The sequence below is a fragment of the Leptotrichia massiliensis genome (genome assembly GCF_900104625.1).
GTDB lineage: Bacteria > Fusobacteriota > Fusobacteriia > Fusobacteriales > Leptotrichiaceae > Leptotrichia > Leptotrichia massiliensis.
In genome coordinates, this window is sequence record NZ_FNVZ01000005.1 from 774,662 (window position 1) to 791,730 (window position 17,069).

Annotated in this window: 16 protein-coding genes; 11 read left to right on the plus strand and 5 right to left on the minus strand. The window is 29.1% G+C overall.

Annotated elements, in window-relative coordinates; translation table 11 throughout:
• Window positions 1–13: 13 nt before the first annotated feature.
• The 5 genes from trpD to BQ5344_RS07830 form a co-directional block, all read right to left on the minus strand.
• Window positions 14–1,660, minus strand: coding sequence for an anthranilate phosphoribosyltransferase (gene trpD / locus BQ5344_RS07810; protein ID WP_071124863.1), 1,647 nt, complete (start codon window positions 1,658–1,660; stop codon window positions 14–16).
• Complete coding sequence (locus tag BQ5344_RS07815) at window positions 1,661–2,995, minus strand: anthranilate synthase component I family protein (protein ID WP_071124864.1); 1,335 nt, start codon at window positions 2,993–2,995, stop codon at window positions 1,661–1,663.
• A gap of 347 nt (window positions 2,996–3,342) precedes the next feature.
• The gene (gene celB / locus BQ5344_RS07820; protein ID WP_083378228.1) at window positions 3,343–4,638 is read right to left on the minus strand and encodes a PTS cellobiose transporter subunit IIC; all 1,296 of its coding nucleotides are present in this window, start codon (window positions 4,636–4,638) and stop codon (window positions 3,343–3,345) included.
• A gap of 435 nt (window positions 4,639–5,073) precedes the next feature.
• Complete coding sequence (locus BQ5344_RS07825; RefSeq protein WP_021768746.1) at window positions 5,074–5,376, minus strand: PTS sugar transporter subunit IIB; 303 nt, start codon at window positions 5,374–5,376, stop codon at window positions 5,074–5,076.
• Between the two features lie 280 nt (window positions 5,377–5,656).
• Window positions 5,657–6,856, minus strand: coding sequence for a replication initiation protein (locus tag BQ5344_RS07830; protein WP_071124865.1), 1,200 nt, complete (start codon window positions 6,854–6,856; stop codon window positions 5,657–5,659).
• Window positions 6,857–7,152: 296 nt separating this feature from the next.
• Here BQ5344_RS07830 and BQ5344_RS07835 point away from each other — a divergent pair, with 296 nt between their 5' ends.
• From BQ5344_RS07835 to BQ5344_RS07890, 11 genes are all read left to right on the plus strand, one after another.
• Window positions 7,153–7,479, plus strand: a complete 327-nt coding sequence (locus BQ5344_RS07835; RefSeq protein ID WP_071124866.1) for a PTS lactose/cellobiose transporter subunit IIA — start codon at window positions 7,153–7,155, stop codon at window positions 7,477–7,479.
• Between the two features lie 310 nt (window positions 7,480–7,789).
• Complete coding sequence (locus BQ5344_RS07840) at window positions 7,790–9,226, plus strand: 6-phospho-beta-glucosidase (RefSeq protein ID WP_071124867.1); 1,437 nt, start codon at window positions 7,790–7,792, stop codon at window positions 9,224–9,226.
• Window positions 9,227–9,447: 221 nt separating this feature from the next.
• Complete coding sequence (locus BQ5344_RS07845) at window positions 9,448–10,488, plus strand: Gfo/Idh/MocA family oxidoreductase (protein WP_071124868.1); 1,041 nt, start codon at window positions 9,448–9,450, stop codon at window positions 10,486–10,488.
• Between the two features lie 686 nt (window positions 10,489–11,174).
• Entirely contained in the window at window positions 11,175–12,104 is a 930-nt protein-coding gene (gene pyrB / locus BQ5344_RS07855; protein ID WP_071124870.1) for an aspartate carbamoyltransferase, read from the plus strand.
• A 48-nt stretch (window positions 12,105–12,152) separates the two neighbouring features.
• A complete protein-coding gene (locus BQ5344_RS07860) occupies window positions 12,153–12,644 on the plus strand; it encodes an aspartate carbamoyltransferase regulatory subunit (protein WP_071124871.1) in 492 nt (163 codons plus the stop codon).
• Window positions 12,645–12,814: 170 nt separating this feature from the next.
• Window positions 12,815–13,219, plus strand: a complete 405-nt coding sequence (locus BQ5344_RS07865; RefSeq protein WP_071124872.1) for a hypothetical protein — start codon at window positions 12,815–12,817, stop codon at window positions 13,217–13,219.
• The gene (gene pyrF / locus BQ5344_RS07870; protein ID WP_071124873.1) at window positions 13,220–13,960 is read left to right on the plus strand and encodes an orotidine-5'-phosphate decarboxylase; all 741 of its coding nucleotides are present in this window, start codon (window positions 13,220–13,222) and stop codon (window positions 13,958–13,960) included. It abuts the gene before it with no gap.
• A gap of 130 nt (window positions 13,961–14,090) precedes the next feature.
• Entirely contained in the window at window positions 14,091–14,447 is a 357-nt protein-coding gene (locus BQ5344_RS07875) for a hypothetical protein (protein ID WP_071124874.1), read from the plus strand.
• Window positions 14,448–14,480: 33 nt separating this feature from the next.
• Window positions 14,481–15,752, plus strand: a complete 1,272-nt coding sequence (locus BQ5344_RS07880) for a dihydroorotase (RefSeq protein ID WP_071124875.1) — start codon at window positions 14,481–14,483, stop codon at window positions 15,750–15,752.
• Window positions 15,753–15,823: 71 nt separating this feature from the next.
• The gene (gene pyrE / locus BQ5344_RS07885; RefSeq protein WP_071124876.1) at window positions 15,824–16,453 is read left to right on the plus strand and encodes an orotate phosphoribosyltransferase; all 630 of its coding nucleotides are present in this window, start codon (window positions 15,824–15,826) and stop codon (window positions 16,451–16,453) included.
• Between the two features lie 33 nt (window positions 16,454–16,486).
• Window positions 16,487–17,017, plus strand: coding sequence for a hypothetical protein (locus BQ5344_RS07890; RefSeq protein WP_036071344.1), 531 nt, complete (start codon window positions 16,487–16,489; stop codon window positions 17,015–17,017).
• Window positions 17,018–17,069 lie beyond the last annotated feature (52 nt).

Here is a 17,069-nt window from a genome sequence, read left to right on the forward strand (position 1 = left end):
TATATCCAAAAAATTATTTTGTGATTTTCACATAATTTTTATAAAACTCATAAACCTTCCCGCTCTCAATCGCTTCTAAAACCATATCCTTTGCTTTCGCAGGGTGATCTACTACATCCGCAGTATAAAGCGCGAACATTGCATTCAATACGACAATATCAAATTTTGCTGATTTTTCTTCACCTTTTAGGATTTTTACCAAAATTTCAGCATTTTCCTCTGGAGTTCCGCCTTCAATTTCAGAATGGAAAGCCCGCTTAAAGCCAAAACTTTCAGGAGATACTGTATATTCGAGAATTTGTTCACCTTTTACTTCAATAATTTTAGTGTCATCACAAATTGTTATTTCATCAAGCCCATCATTTCCTCGAACAGCTAATGCATGTTTTCTTCCCAGTAATTGTAATGTTTCAGCGTACAATCTGTGTACAGGCTCGTGGTAAAGTCCGACCAATTGGTATTTTAATTTTGTGTTTGGGTGAAGCAGTGGACCTAAAATATTAAAGACAGTTCTGATTCCAAGACGGCTTCTAACTTCTCGCACTTCTCCAACTAATTTGTGGAAAAATGGGGCATGAAAGAAAGCAAGATTTTTTACATGCAGTTTTTCAATTTGATTTGCAAGAGAGTTTTCAAGCGGTACTCCTAGTTTATCAAGCACATCACTGCTTCCACTTTTACTTGAGATTGCACGGTTTCCGTGTTTTGCCACATTTACTCCCATTGCTCCTAGAATAAATGCAACTGCTGTCGAAATATTTATTGTCTTGAATCCATCACCGCCAGTCCCGCAAACATCAATCATATCAGAATCATCTTCAAAAGTTGCGCTATATTCCAGGATATTTTTTACAAATGCTGTAAGCGATTCAGGATAAAGGCTTTTTTCTGAAATTAATACAAGCAAGGCTCCAAGTTGTACAATGTCATAATTTTTGCTGTCAATAATTTTACAGATTTCACGAAAATCAGTATCTGTTAATGCAATATTTTCCTGTAATTTTTTTAAATATTTATTCATATCTATAAAGTTTCCTTTCTCGTTATTATTTTTTAAATTTTCATTATTTTTCAAAGTTTTTGAAACTTCAATATTCAAGAAGTTTCGTATCATATTTTTTCCATATTCAGTAAAAATTGATTCTGGATGGAACTGTATTCCAAAAATATTTTTACTTTTGTGTTCCACAGCCATCACAACCCCATCTTCAGACTTTGCCGTAACTTCAAGTTCTTCTGGAATATCGTCAACATAAAGTGAATGATACCTCATAACTTTAAATTTTTTTGGCAAGTTTTTAAATAATACAGAATTCTCGGATAAAACTGTAATTTCTGAAGTTTTACCATGCAACGGATTTTCAAGCCTTTTTATTTCCCCGCCAAAATTCATTCCAATTGCCTGATGTCCAAGACAAATTCCTAAAATTGGAATATTTCCTAGTTCATCAGTATTATTTAAAATTTCTAGGCAAATTCCACTGTCCTTTGGATGTTTTGGACCAGGAGAAAAAATTATTTTGCTAGGATTCATTTTTTTTATATCATCAATTGTTATTGCGTCATTTCTAACAGTAATAACTTCATCATCAGTCATTTCCTTCAAATATTGCTCAACATTAAATACAAAAGAATCATAATTGTCAATCATCAAAATCATTTATTTCACATCCTTTTCACTTTTATTTTCATTGTTTTTATTTTTTTCTTCATTACAGAATTTTTTAAAAATGTTTAGCACAGATGCCCTTTTATGGCAAATTTCATCATATTCTTTTTCTTTTACAGAATCAAACACAATTCCTGCTCCAGCCTGAATAAATACATTCCGAACCTCATCAACTTCATTTAAGTCATAATTTTTATTTTCAAAAAATGCAGTACGAATAATAATCGCAAGTTGAACATCACCATTAAATCTCAAAAATCCAATTCCGCCAGCATAAACATTTCTTTTAAATGTCTCAAGTTCTGAAATAATTTGCATAGCACGAATTTTTGGCGATCCAGAAAGCGTTCCCGCTGGAAGAGCCTGAGCAATAACTTCAAATATCGACACATCTTTTCTCTTTTTCCCATAAACATCAGTCACAATGTGCATTACATGTTCATAATTCTTAATATGCATAAGATTTTTTACAACAACTGAGCCACTTTCTGCAAATTTCCCAATATCATTTCTAGCTAAGTCAACAAGCATAATATGTTCAGCACATTCTTTTTCATCATTTAATAAGTCGTTTGCTAAAAATGCGTCTTCGTTGGCATCTTTTCCTCTAGGACGAGTTCCCGCGATAGGAGCGATATAAATATTATCGGATGAAATATCAACCAGTATTTCAGGACTAGAACCAACAATGTCTCCATATTTCGTAGGAAAATGGTACATATACGGACTCGGATTTGCCTTTGACAATTTTACATAAAAATCAAGAGAATCCATATTTGACGTAAGTTTTAACTGTTCGCTTAGTACAACTTGAAAAATATCTCCAGACTTAATATATTCCTTTGCTTTTTCAATAATTCCATAATAATGTAATTGTTCCTCTTCAAAATCTGTTTTTATATCATAAAATAAATCAGAATCATTAAATTTTTCAGAAATTTCATCATTTAAAAAATTAAAATATTTTTCTTCGTCGCCATAAAAGGAAAATTCTTTACTAGTCTTTGAATAATGTAAATATGCCTTTGCATTGGCAAAAATAAACTGCGGAAATTTAAATTGCTCTTTTTCAATTTTTCCAATTTTTTCAAAAAAATGTATCGACTCATAAGCAAATGTCCCAAAAAATCCTGCAAAAGGGGAAAGTCTTTTCTGTTTTACAAAAGAATTGTATATTTTTTTTAACGAGTCATAGCTATATTCATTAGAATCAAAATATTCACAGTCAATCCCAATAATAACTTGCCTTTCATCTTCAGCAAAATAGGAATTGCTAAATTTTTTTCTGATAATAGAGTAGTAATAAGTAGGTTTATTTGCTAACATAAGTGTATTCCTTTCTCTGTTTTTATTTTTTGTTGAAATTTATAATAAAAAAATTCTCTTAAATCGTTTTACCGACTAAGAGAATTGTATAAAATAAAAGCATTGATTTTGTTTCACCAATGCTTTTCTCACAATATTTAATAATAGTAATTACAATAAATTTCAACATAGCTGGCAAAAAAATATTAAATTGTATTTAATTTTTTCCACCAAGTCCAAGTTTGTCTAATCATTGTAATCACTCCTTAAAAATTTTTATTTATTATTTTACTTTACAAATAATATATCACAAAAAATGTATTTTGTAAAATATATTTTATTAATTTAACCATAACTTTCGCTAATGATTAATTTGTACTTGCTGTTCCATTTTCTTCCTGAAGTTTCTTATCATCCCATAATTTAAAGAATGGATAGTAAATAGCCGCTGTTATGAAGAAATTTACTACTTGTATGGCTGTCCCTGTCCAATGGTTCGTTGCAAGGAAACCAGAAATGAAAGGAGGCGTTGTCCAAGGCAAGGCGACTCCAGTTACTTTTGCAACTAATCCTGAGTACATAGCTAGATAAGTAACCATTACTGTAACTAAAGGAGCCAATATAAACGGAATAATTAAAATAGGGTTCATAACTATTGGAAGTCCAAATAAAATAGGCTCGTTAATATTGAAAAAAGCAGGACCAATTGCTAATTTACCAATTTCTTTAAGCTGTTTACTCTTAGAAAGGAAAAGTAGCATAATAGCAAGAGAGAAAGTAGTTCCAGAACCTCCCATATTATGGAAAATATCAAAAAACTGAGTTGTAACTATATTTGGAAGAGGTTGGTGTGCACTAAGTGCAATTCTATTCTGATCCATTAATGTATCCAGTACAGGTCTTGCTATACCTCCTGTTACTAGGTTTGAACCATGTATTCCAGCAGTCCATAGTAAATTAGTTATGAAAGAAAGTCCCATCATTCCAAAGAAAGATCCTCCCAATGCTGTAAGTGGTTTAGTTAATACCATTTCAACAACCTTATGAATATTTCCAAATGGAGAAACTTCGAATGCAATTCTTATTATTAATGAAACTAAAATAACAAAAAATCCTGGAATTAATGCAGCAAATGATTTTGATACTGCAGGCGGTACAGAATCAGGCATTTTAATAATAATGTTCTTTTTCACAATAAGGTTTACAATCTCTATTGCTAAAAGTGACATTATTATAGCTACAAATAAACCTCCACTTCCCATACTAGCTAATGGAATTCCGTTGTTATCAAAAGGTGTTACTAGTAAAAATGCCAAAACTCCTAAGATTGTACTGGAAATTTCATCTAATTTATAGTATTGAGCCAATTTGTATGAAATACCGACACATGCAATAAATCCTAATAAACTAAATGTTACACCAACAGGATAAGATAACCATTTTGCGATAATCTGCCCAGTTGCGTTATTTTTATAAAAGTCAGCTAATGCTGGTATTGGTAAGTTTCCTAAAATCAAAAATACAGATCCTGCAATAATAAATGGTAATGTAATAACCATTCCGTCTTTAACTGCTGCCAAGTGTCTCTGGTTAGCCACTTTTACAGCAACTGGCATTAATTTTTCTTCTAAAAATTGTGTAAATTTGTTCATAATGCTTGCCATTTTAATTCCTCCTAAATAATAATTGTTTGAAATTTTAATTTTTAGTTGTAAATATTCTATATTTTATCTAAAATAATATTCAATTTCATTTAATGAATAAAGTATTTGTCGTATATAAAACGAATAGATGATGTAATTAATATGTTAATTTTAAAAATATTTATCAAAATAATTTATAAGAATAAATTATTAAAGTAATAAAATGATATGGATAACTATAAAGTTTCAAATTAATCTTTAACTTTCTCAAAATTAGACTAGTAAAGTCACAAAATTAAAGTTTAATATTAAAGTGGTTTTTCTATATTCCAAACAGAATTAAAATAAGTTGTTCTAAAGCTAAATACTAATATTTCAAGATTAATATAAGTATTTAAAAATAAAAAATATTAGTATTTAAACTTTAAACAAAAAATATACTATAAATACAATATTTTAAAGTAAATTTAGTGCTTGATCTAATACTTTAGCACCATTCATCATTCCATAATCAACCATATTAATTACATCTATGTTAATGTTATTTTCTTCAGCGATTTTTTTAGCTTCTGGTAAAGCATATTTTACTTGTGGTCCTAATAAAACAACATCAGCTTTTGCAAATTCTTCTTTTGCTTTATCAAGTGGCTCTGCCCAAATTTCTACTTCAATTCCTCTTTTTTCAGCTTCTGCTTTCATTTTGTTTACTAATAGGCTAGTAGACATTCCTGCTGCACAACATAATAAGATTTTTTTCATTTCTAATCATCCTTCCTTCTTTTCTTAAAATTTTTATTGTTCTATACTTCATTGTTTTATCAAATCAATGAGATTAACTTTTATATCCATAGTATACCATTAATTTTCTATAAGTCAAATTTTATAAAAAAACCATTATTTTTCGTCTATATTTTGTTTTAAATATAATCAAAATAAGTCTTTATAAATCTAAAAATAAAATAAACGATAAGGTCCTATTTAGTTTTTCGTTTAGTTTTTAGGCAAATATTTTAAAAAAAATAAAATTTTATATATTTTTTTATAAAAATTTAGTAAATTTTATAATACTCTCTGAATTTTGAAAATATTGAATATAGATTTTAAAATCATAAAAGTTTTTTTCCATAACTTGTGTATGTTTTAAAGTAAGAATTTCATTAAAATAACCATCATCGACTATTATTCTGAGTTCCTTTTCTAAATGATTTTGTCTTAGAATATTTGCTACATCTAACTGAAGAAAAAAAGATGTGATATATTTTCTCTTAATGTTAATAATTTCCAATTCATTTCTGAAATTAGTTTTTGAAAATTGTGCCAAGTCAAGCAACAAAACTTTTTTTAACTGCTTTTCTATATTGTTTTTAAATTGCTTTTTTGTAAAAATAACATTTGTATAAACATAATCGTAATTTTTCTTCAAAATATACTTTTTTATCAATTCATAAGTAGCGTGAAAATCTTTTACATCATTTTTTATCAAGTCCATAATGCTGTTTATATGCTGAACAAGCTCCTTGTTTTTCTCTTCAGAAGATTTACTGTTATCAATTATCTTAAAACGAATTTTTTCCACTTTATTATTTACATGTTCTCCAACCTTAATTTTTTTATAGACAACCTTAATGTCAGAAAAAAGATTTATAGTTTCAATCGCTTTTTTTAAAACCTGTTTTTCAAAGTCAAAAAAACGTTCATATTTATCCCCAGTATCAAACATTTCTTTTAGTCTTTCTAACGTAATTACAGTATCATTATTATAGTTTTTATCAGAAATTAAATAAGTATAAAAATTATAAGTAGCCTCGTCTCCCATAAAAACTAGAAAATCAAATCTAAGAAGTGAGAATAGAGTATTATTTTTTCGAGCATTTTGAATTTCTCTTGCAAATTGAAATTCAATTTTGGAATAAACAATATTGTAAGACACCAAAATTGGAAATCGTCCATAAAGTACAATTTTATCATTACTAAAAATTGAGAACTCCAGCTTTTTCACTTGTAAATTATCCAAAAATTTTTTTAATTGTTCAAATGTAGAAAATTTAAGCACCTCTAATATTTCATTTAAATCAACATCTTGTAAAATAGTCGCTTTCTCAAATTTTTCCAGCAACTTATATTCCATAAAAAGAAACTTTAAAAAATATTTTTCTTTTTTATTCAATACCTTTGAAAATGAAATTTTTATTTTTTTATTTTCTAAAAAATGTTTGTTAATTGGTGCATAAATATCCATAATGTGATTTTTCTCCTTATAATAAAGATTTTGTGAAATATTTTATTATAATTTATATTTTTTTAAAATTTTCAATATATATTATACACGAAAAAATGTATAATTGTAAATCGTTTATTTTCATAGAATATCGGATTTATGCTTTAATTAATAATAAAATTAATAAAAATAGACGAAAAATGAATTAAAAATATGAAAAATTGACATACAGGGAAACGTGTGTTATAACAAAATTAAGAAGAAATTTTAATATAAAATTTGATAAAACAAAAAATAATCATTTAGGAGGAATTACCATGGCTGAAGAAGTATTGGATATTGAAATGATTGCGATGACATTAATTGGACACGCAGGGGAAACTAAAAGTTTGGCTTATCAGGCTATGAATGCGGCGAAGGCAGGGAAATTTGATGAAGCGGAAGAATTTATGAAGCAGTCTACTGAGCAAATGCTGAAGGCACATGAATTACAGACAGATTTGATTGTAAGGGAAGCTGGAGGAGAAAAACTTGATGTTGGATTAATTATGGTACATTCACAAGATCACTTGATGACAGCAATTTTGTTTAAGGAGCTGGCAAAAGAATTTATCGAAGTGTACAAGAGATTAGAACAAAAATAGTTTTGGATTGAATTTTGAAATATATTAACAGGGCAATTACGTATAAAAATATTATTTTATGTGTGAGTTTCCTGTATTCATAATAAAGGGATTTAGATTAAGCCTCGTTGAATAACAAAGTTATTAAAGACTTTTTTTACAAGGGATAAAAACCAATATTCCAAAATAATTAAATATAACTTTTTTAAATGGGAAAGTATTAATTAGAAGGCAATAATCAAGGAAGTAAAAATTGAAAAATGATGTACTAATGAAATTTGATAAATTTTTATAAAATGCTGTCTTACAAATAAAATTTAGGAGGATGAAAATGATAAATAAAGGATTTCTAGAAGGATTTCTGTGGGGAGGAGCGGTTGCTGCTCATCAGCTTGAAGGTGGATGGAATGAAGGTGGAAAAGGACCAAGCACAGCGGATGTAATGACTGCTGGAGCACATGGAGTTCCCAGAGAAATTACTGATGGAATAATAGAAGGAAAAAATTATCCAAATCATGAAGCAATAGACTTTTATCATAGATATAAGGAAGATGTGGCATTGTTTGCGGAAATGGGATTTAAATGTTTTAGAACTTCTATTGGATGGAGCAGAATTTTTCCTAATGGAGATGACGAACAGCCCAATGAGACAGGACTGCAATTTTATGATGATTTGTTTGATGAATTATTAAAATATGGAATTGAGCCTGTAATTACATTGTCGCACTTTGAAATTCCGTATAATCTTGTAAAAAATTATGGTGGATTTAGAAGCAGAAAAGTAATTGATTTTTTTGAAAAGTTTGCAATTACCGTTTTTGAAAGATATAAAAATAAAGTAAAATACTGGATGACATTTAATGAAATCAATAATCAGGCTTCAAATCTTGATGTTGATATATTTGCATTCACTTGTTCTGGAGTTACTTACAAAGATGGCGAAAACCGTGAGGAAACAATGTATCAAGTTGTTCATAATGAATTTGTGGCAAGTGCAAGAGCCGTTAGAGCTGGTAAAAAAATAAATCCTAATTTTGAAATTGGATGTATGGTTGCGTTTGTACCGATTTATCCATATTCATGCAATCCTGACGATATGATGAAATCTGTAGAAGAAATGCATAAGAGATGGCACTTTCTTGATGTTCACGTAAGAGGGGAGTATCCTGCCTACACTAAGAAAATGTGGGAAAGAAAAGGATTTAACATACATATTGAGCCGCAGGATCTGATTGACTTGAAGGAAGGAACTGTTGATTATATTGGATTTAGCTATTATATGTCGTCAGTTGACAAGGCAGATAAATCAGATGTGGAAAGTGGGGACAAATTAGTCGGAAGTGTTAAAAACCCATACATAAAAGAATCTGACTGGGGCTGGCCAATTGATCCTGTTGGACTTCGATATGCTCTTAACGTAATGTACGAAAGATACAACAAACCTTTATTTATTGTAGAAAATGGTTTTGGAGCAATTGATGTGAAGGATGAAAAAGGCGAAGTTCACGATGATTATAGAATTGATTATTTAAGAAGACACATTGAAGAAATGCAGAAAGCGATTGAAATTGATGGTGTGGAACTTTTGGGATATACTCCTTGGGGATGTATTGACTTGGTTTCATTCACAACTGGGGAAATGAAAAAACGTTATGGATTTATTTATGTGGATAAAAATAACGATGGAAGCGGAACGCTGGAAAGAAGTAAAAAAGATTCATTTTACTGGTATAAAAAAGTAATTGAAAGTAATGGAAAGGAATTGTAAAAGATACTAAAGAATTATAAATTGTTTAAAAGGGAAATTTTTAGAATAAAAATCATTTTGTGATATTTTATTTGAATTTTTCTCTTTTAAATTATATAATATTTTAAAAGAAATCTTAGTTTAAAGTCAGAGTAGAGAATTAGGCTATATACAGCCAATTCATTTTTTTATGTATTTTTTACTCTAATTTTTTATAATACTGATTAGAAAGGATAATTTTTATGATGACGATAGGAATTATTGGAAATGGAAAAAGTGCAAACAGATACCATTTGCCATTTTTACTGCAAAGAAAAGACAAAATAAAAGTTAAGACTATTGTTACAAATAATTTGGAAAATAAGACTTGGGAGAGAATAGACGGGATTTATTACACTGATAAAATTGAAGAACTGTATAACGATTCTGAAATTGATTTGGTTGTTATCTGCCTGAGATCCGACTTACATTATAAATACGCTAAAGAGGTGCTGGAACATGGAAAAAACTGCCTTGTGGAAAAACCTTTTGTTGAAACTTTGGAAGAAGCACAGGAGTTATTTAGGTTAGCTAAGGAAAAAGGTCTAATTGTGCAGCCTTATCACAATAGAAGATTTGACAGCGATTTCTTGACCACAATGAAAGTTATTGAAAGTGGGAAATTAGGAGAAATTTTAGAAATTGAGTCTAACTATGATTATTATAGGGCAGAAGTGCCTGAAAATGTGAATGAATATGACGGGAAACAGGCAAATACATTTTTATATGGGCATGGGACGCATGTCTTGGATCAGATAATTTCACGATACGGTAACCCTGATAAAGTGCATTATGATGTAAGGCAGCTTCTTGGGACAAATCGGATGAATGACTATTATGATATAGACTTGTTTTATGAAAGGGAAAATGGTAAAAGTTTAAAAGTAAGTTTAAAAGGAAGCTACTTTAGGATAAAACCTAGAGCATCATTTATTGTATACGGAACTAAAGGATGCTTTATAAAAAAAACGGAGGATAGACAAGAAGAACATCTGAAGTTATTTTATATGCCAGATAATGCAGATTTTGGAATAGATTTGTCAAAACATTATGGGACGTTAATTTATTATGATGATAATGGAAATTATCATGAAGAAAAAGTTATTTCGGAAAAAGGTGATTATGGCAGAGTTTATGATGATTTGTATGAGGCAATAAAAAATGGGAAAGAAAAAACTGTTAAAGATGAGCAAATACTTTGTCAGATAAAAATTCTAGAAGAGGGAAGTAAGGATTTGAAATAGTTTTTTTATAGAAAAGAGGGAGTTTTAATTTTTCCCTCTATTTTTATTTGTACCAAAGTTTTTAAAGTTATACCAAACCTCATTTAAATAACGAATTTATTACAAATTTTTCTAATTAAAGGATATAAACTTAATATTTTCAAATGGTTAAAACATAATTTTCACTTTTTAAACAGATTCTAGTATAAATTAATCCGTCGGAGCATTTTTCTGTGCTGGCAAAACTGTCTGAGCATAGCGAGTTTTTTGTCAGTGCAGAAAAATGTCGTAGACTAGCCATAGGTTGTAGGATTTGCGGCAATGAGCAATCCTACGAAAATAAAAAAGAAAAAACATAGTAATATGAAAAAATATTTATTAATAAAATGTCCAAAAAATAATAAAAAATAATTTAGTTGAATGATTATGAATTAATTATCAAACAACTCTATTATAAAAATTTATTCCTATTTTCAAAATGGGGCTTAGTATTAAATATAGTAGTTATGATTATTTAATTTTATTCAAGCATATAAAAAAATTATTATTCAAAGAAAAGTTTGCAAATGGCATTAAAATTTGTTATCATAAATTTAAAGAAAATATAGTAATTCTAGTTTCAAATGAGAAATCCATTGGTTATATATTTTTAATCTTATTTTTAGGTGGATTGACTATAAATATTGAAATTCAAGGGAGAGATAGTGGTGGAAAATATTATTTCTATGAATGATATGAAAAAAGAGGAGATTCTTGATATTTTAGAGCTGGCAAAGAAGATTGAGGGGTGTTCGGAAGAAGAGAAGTTGAAGTTTCTGCATGGAAAGATTATTTCGACTTTATTTTTTGAGCCGAGTACACGTACTAAGATGTCGTTTGAGTCGGCTGCAATGCGTCTTGGTGCAAATGTTTTATCATTACCCCCTGTGGAGCAGTCGTCTGTAAAAAAAGGGGAATCCTTTAGAGATACAATAAAAATGGTGGAAGCATATTCAGACGTAATAGTTGTAAGACACCCGTTTGACGGAGCAGCTCGGCTTGCCTCAGAAACTTCACAAAAACCTGTAATTAATGCAGGAGATGGCTCTAATCAGCACCCTAGCCAGACTTTACTCGACCTGTACACAATTCTGGAGGAAAAAGGGACACTTGAAAATTTACAAATTGCATTTGTTGGGGATTTGAAGTATGGAAGGACAGTTCATTCGTTGGTAAAGGCACTTACGCATTTTAAACCGGTAATTTATTTTGTAGCACCACAAATTTTGCAAATGCCAGATTATTTATTGGAAGATCTGAAAAAAAATGGGATAAAATATGAAATTTTAGAGGATTTCAGGGATTGTCTTGATAAAATTGACGTTTTTTACATGACTCGGATTCAGAAGGAAAGATTTCCAGATATTGAAGATTATGAGAAAGTAAGGGGTATTTATGTTATAAACCGTGAAAATATCGAAGGAAAATGTAAAGATGATATGATAATTTTGCATCCTTTGCCAAGAGTAGACGAAATTGATACAAATTTAGACAACACAAAATATGCTTTATATTTTAAACAGGCTAAAAATGGGATTCCTGTAAGACAGGCAATGATGATGGCTGTTTTGAAAAAAGATAAGGAGTTTTTTTTGTAAATTTATTATTTTGAAATAGAAAATTTATGTTCAGGAAAGGAAAAGATTATGTCTGAAGGAAGAGAATTACTGATACGGGCAATAAAAAATGGAATTGTAATAGATCACATCCCGTCAGAAAAAGTTTTTGCAATTGTGGAAATTTTAAAATTAAAGGAATATAGCGAAAGAATCACAGTCGCAACAAATATGCCAAGCAGTTCACTTAGGAGAAAAGGGATTATAAAGATTGAAGAAAAAATATTAGAAGAAAAGGAATTAAACAATATTTCACTGCTAGCTCCAAATGTTACAATAAACATAATTGATAATTATGAAGTTGTAGAAAAGTCAAAATTAGAAAAATTGGATAAAGTTATCGGACTTATGAAATGTGATAATCCGAAATGTATTTCGAATCATGAAAATATTGAAACAAAATTTATTCGTATAAAAGAAAACACTGAAAATTTAAATGAGAATAATTTAGAAGAAAAAGAAAAATATAAATGCTTTTATTGTGAAAAAGTAATTTTGGAAGATGAAATACAAATTCAATAATTTAATTTTAAATACACCGTAAAGTAGTGTTAATAAGTATTTTCAATAATACTATGTTTTTAGTCTAATTACAATAACTAGATTTGTTTAAAACAACACAAAAGATAAGAAAAAAAACTATTAATCAAAGTAATTTAAAATAGTTGATTTGAAGAAAGCGAGGATATTTAATGCCTAAAATTATTATAGAATCAAAAATATCTTTAAATGGTAGGGAAGATAATTTCAAATTAAGAATAAATGATGAAGGAAATATAGAAGTAAAATCTAATGGAAAAACAGAAATTGATGTAGATTATGGAGAACAAACACTCCAAATATATAATAATTTATTTGCAAAAACGCCTAAAAAAATTATAAATGTGGAATCAGATAATCAAAAATATAAAATTACACTTAATTATAAAGCATGGGGAATTGTAACTTTTTTAAATATTATAATGATATTGTCGATATTTGTTTTTGCAGCAATTCCATTTTTTACAGCATTTATAATAGTTATAACAAATTTTTTGATTTTAATTTTTATGGGAATATTTGAAATAAGGGAAATTAAAAGAAAGGATAATGAATAAATGAGTAAAATTGATGAGAGAGCAAAAGAAAGAATATTTGTTGCATTGGATTACGATAATATGGAAGGTGCAAAGAAGCTAGTTGAAGAGTTGGGAGATAATATTTCGATGTACAAAGTTGGGCTGGAAAGTTATCTTAATACAGATGGGAAACTGGTGGATTATCTTCACGAAAAAGGGAAAAAGGTGTTTTTGGACTTGAAGTTTCATGATATTACAAATACTGTGAAAATGGCTTGTGCAAATGCTATTAAAAAAAATGTATTTATGTTTAATATTCATTGTTCAAATGGAAGCAAAACTATGAAGGAAGTTGCTGAATTGGTAAAAGAAAGTAAATCAGAAAGTCTTCTGATTGGAGTAACAATTTTGACAAACTTGGGAGAAAATGACATTTTTGAAATGTTTAAAAGTGAGCTGAAATTGGAGGAAATTGTACTAAATCTTGCCAAAATTGCCAGAAATAGTGGAATGCACGGAATCGTATGTTCGCCACAGGAGGCAAAAGATGTGAAGGAGAAACTGGGGAAGGATTTTATGGCAGTCTGTCCAGGTGTACGTCCTAAATTTACACTAAATGCTGATGGAAAAAGTAACGATGATCAGACACGGATTATGACACCGGCAGAGGCGATAAAACAAGGAGTGGATTTTCTTGTAGTTGGACGTCCAATAACTAAGGCTGAAAACCCTCTGGAAAGTGCAAAATTAGTTTTGGAAGAAATTTCAGAAGCACTATAAAGCTTAAATCTTTTTAGATAAAAAATAAAAATAATAAAAAAATATAAAATCTGTAACAGAATTAATGAAATTCAAAGAAAGCTGTATTAAAATAAGGAGTATTAAATTTATAAAAATAAAGGAGAAAGTTATGAAAAAAAAAGTATTACTATTAGTATTGGGAATTTTAGGAGCATATCAACTGGGGTATAGTGAAAACCTAGACACAAAAGCTGAAGAAGCTCCAAAGGTAGAAATGAAACAAAACCAGACAGAATCTGAGGAAACAGAATCAGATCAAACAGCAAAAAATGAAGAAGAACCTCAGACAGCAGTAGCACCAATTCAAAAAGAGGCACCAAAGGCTAAAAAACTTACACCAGCACAAGAAAAAAGATTAGAAGCAAAAGCTAAAAAAAATAAAGAAAAAAATATGTCATTGGATGAAAAACTAGATTTACAAATTTTGAAAATGGAAAGATTGTTAAAAAGTTTGGAAGGTAGATAAAAAATAAATTAATTGATGAATTTGGGAGTAAAAATGGCAAAAAATAAAATTACTATTTTAAAAAATGGGATAGATGTTTTTGGAAAAAAAATTGAAATTTTGATAAATGGCGAAATTATTCAAAAAATTTCTGAAAATATTGATGAAAGCCGATTTGAAAATAATGAAAATACAAAAATTATTGATATTGAAGAAAAATTAGTAATGCCAGGAGTTATTGATGTGCATACACATATGAGAGAGCCAGGAATTACGTACAAAGAGGATTTTACAACAGGTTCACGTGCGTGTGCCAAAGCTGGTATTACGACTTTTTACGATATGCCCAATACGATTCCTACTACTACAACATTGGAAAATTTACTGGAAAAGAAAAAGTTGGCGAGTGAAAAGGCAATTGTGAATTTTGGATTTCATTTTGGTGGAAGCAAAAATGATAATGTTGAAGAAATAAAAAAAGTTCTAAGTAGTGGTGAAGCAAATACAGTAAAAATTTTTATGAATGTAACAACTGGGGAAATGCTTATTGAAGATGATGAAATATTGAAAAAAGTATTTAAAAACTCTAAGTTGGTGCTAGTCCACGCTGAGAATGAAATGATTGATAAGGCAATAGAATTAAATAAAAATTGTGGAAAAGGGCTTTATGTTTGTCATATCCCATCAGAGAATGAATTGAAAAAAGTTATAAACGCCAAAAAAAATAATGAATTGAATACAAAAGAACATCCAATTTATGCTGAAGTTACTCCCCATCATTTATTTTTAAATACTGAAATTCGTGAAAGTACAGAACGAAATAAAATGCTTTTGAGAATGAAACCTGAACTAAGGGAAAAATCTGACAATGAATTTTTGTGGGAAGCAATAAATCGTGGAGAAATTGACACAATTGGAACAGATCATGCTCCACATTTGATAAGCGAAAAGCTGGAAAAAATTATATTTGGAATGCCAGGAGTGGAAACTTCGCTTGCACTTATGATTAACGCTTTTAATGAAGGAAGAATATCGCTTGAAATGATTCAAAAATTAATGTGCGAAAATCCTGCAAAAATAATGAAAATTGAAAAAAGAGGAAAATTAGAGGAAGGTTTTTTTGCTGATATAATTGTTGTTGATACCCAAAAAGAATGGATTGTTGCTGTAGATGATACAATTGAGTCAAAATGTGGATGGACTCCTTATGAAAATTGGAAATTGAAAGGGAAAAATACATTGACAATTGTAAATGGTGAGATTGTTTATAAAAATGGAAAAATTAATGATATTCATAAAGGAAAAGAAATTGATTTTTCGAAGTAAATATTTTACCGTTATACTGATAATTTTTAAGAAATAAAACAAAAAATCAAAATTTGAAAGGAAATGGGAATATGGCTAATTTAACACTGGAAGAAAAAGTGGCAAAGGCATTGTTTGATGTGAAAGCAGTAAAAATCAATGTGGGAGAGCCTTTTACGTTTGCGTCTGGAATAAAAAGTCCGATTTATTGTGATAACCGTTATGTATTAGGATTTTCAGACGAAAGAGACACGATTGTAGAAGCGTTTGTTGAAAGAATTGACAAAAATGTGGATGTGATTGTAGGAGTTGCAACTGCTGGAATACCTTGGGCTGCATTTATTGCTGACAGAATCAAAAAACCACTTGCGTATGTTAGAAATAAACCAAAAGATCATGGTGCAGGAAAACAGATTGAAGGTGCCGAAGTCAAGGGGAAAAAAGTCGTTGTAATTGAAGATTTGATTACAACTGGAAAAAGCAGCCTTATTGCAGTTGATGTACTTCAAAAGGAAGAAGTGAAGGAACTGGAAGTAAAATCAATTTTTTCTTATGGATTTGACAGTGCAAAGGAAAATTATGCAAAATATAGTTGTAAATTCAGTTCACTTTCAAATTTTGATGTTTTAATAAAATTACTAGCTCAAAGTGATTATTTGACACAGGATGAGGCGAAAATCGCTTTGGAATGGAGTAAAAATCCTGAAAAATGGGGAAGATAAAAAACAAAAAAAAGAAAGAAAGAAGGAATGGATATGAAAAAAATAGTATCAATTGTTATAGGACTAGTTTTGATGTTGACAGTAGTGGGTTGTCAAAATGGAAAGAAAGCCGCTGAAAATGATGTAAAAGACTCAATGCAAGCACTTCAAAAAGGAGACTTTTCTAAATTAAATTATGATAAGGAATCAATTGAAGCACTAGAAATATTTGGTGGTGCATATAAAAAAATAACTTATAAAATTAACAAAACAACAGAAGAAAGCAAAGATAAGGTTCTTGTAAATATTACTATGAAATATCCTGATCTGTCAGAAGCAGGAAAAATATTTAAAGATAAAATAATAAAAGTCGCAGAACAACTGGCTGGAAAATCAGATGCTGAAGTAGAAGAAAAAAGTAAACAATTTTTAAGAGAAGCAATAAATGAAAAGTTAAATGATCCTAACTTAAAATATCTAGAAGAAACATTTGATATGGTGTATGTAAAACAAGATGGTAATTGGGAGTTAGAAAACAATAATCCACAGTTTAATAAAGTAATGTCATTTAATTATCAAATGTAAAAAATAGTTCATACTTTTACAACTAAAAATATACTATAAAATAACAGTAAAA

Excerpts from the sequence above, each read along its gene's own strand:
- BQ5344_RS07840 (WP_071124867.1), top strand. The coding sequence starts at position 7,790 with ATGATAAATAAAGGATTTCTAGAAGGATTTCTGTGGGGAGGAGCGGTT.
- BQ5344_RS07890 (WP_036071344.1), top strand. The coding sequence starts at position 16,487 with ATGAAAAAAATAGTATCAATTGTTATAGGACTAGTTTTGATGTTGACA.
- celB (WP_083378228.1), bottom strand. The coding sequence starts at position 4,638 with ATGGCAAGCATTATGAACAAATTTACACAATTTTTAGAAGAAAAATTA.
- BQ5344_RS07860 (WP_071124871.1), top strand. The coding sequence starts at position 12,153 with ATGTCTGAAGGAAGAGAATTACTGATACGGGCAATAAAAAATGGAATT.
- BQ5344_RS07815 (WP_071124864.1), bottom strand. The coding sequence starts at position 2,995 with ATGTTAGCAAATAAACCTACTTATTACTACTCTATTATCAGAAAAAAA.
- BQ5344_RS07835 (WP_071124866.1), top strand. The coding sequence starts at position 7,153 with ATGGCTGAAGAAGTATTGGATATTGAAATGATTGCGATGACATTAATT.
- BQ5344_RS07875 (WP_071124874.1), top strand. The coding sequence starts at position 14,091 with ATGAAAAAAAAAGTATTACTATTAGTATTGGGAATTTTAGGAGCATAT.
- pyrF (WP_071124873.1), top strand. The coding sequence starts at position 13,220 with ATGAGTAAAATTGATGAGAGAGCAAAAGAAAGAATATTTGTTGCATTG.
- BQ5344_RS07825 (WP_021768746.1), bottom strand. The coding sequence starts at position 5,376 with ATGAAAAAAATCTTATTATGTTGTGCAGCAGGAATGTCTACTAGCCTA.
- BQ5344_RS07830 (WP_071124865.1), bottom strand. The coding sequence starts at position 6,856 with ATGGATATTTATGCACCAATTAACAAACATTTTTTAGAAAATAAAAAA.
- BQ5344_RS07845 (WP_071124868.1), top strand. The coding sequence starts at position 9,448 with ATGATGACGATAGGAATTATTGGAAATGGAAAAAGTGCAAACAGATAC.
- BQ5344_RS07865 (WP_071124872.1), top strand. The coding sequence starts at position 12,815 with ATGCCTAAAATTATTATAGAATCAAAAATATCTTTAAATGGTAGGGAA.
- pyrE (WP_071124876.1), top strand. The coding sequence starts at position 15,824 with ATGGCTAATTTAACACTGGAAGAAAAAGTGGCAAAGGCATTGTTTGAT.
- trpD (WP_071124863.1), bottom strand. The coding sequence starts at position 1,660 with ATGATTTTGATGATTGACAATTATGATTCTTTTGTATTTAATGTTGAG.
- BQ5344_RS07880 (WP_071124875.1), top strand. The coding sequence starts at position 14,481 with ATGGCAAAAAATAAAATTACTATTTTAAAAAATGGGATAGATGTTTTT.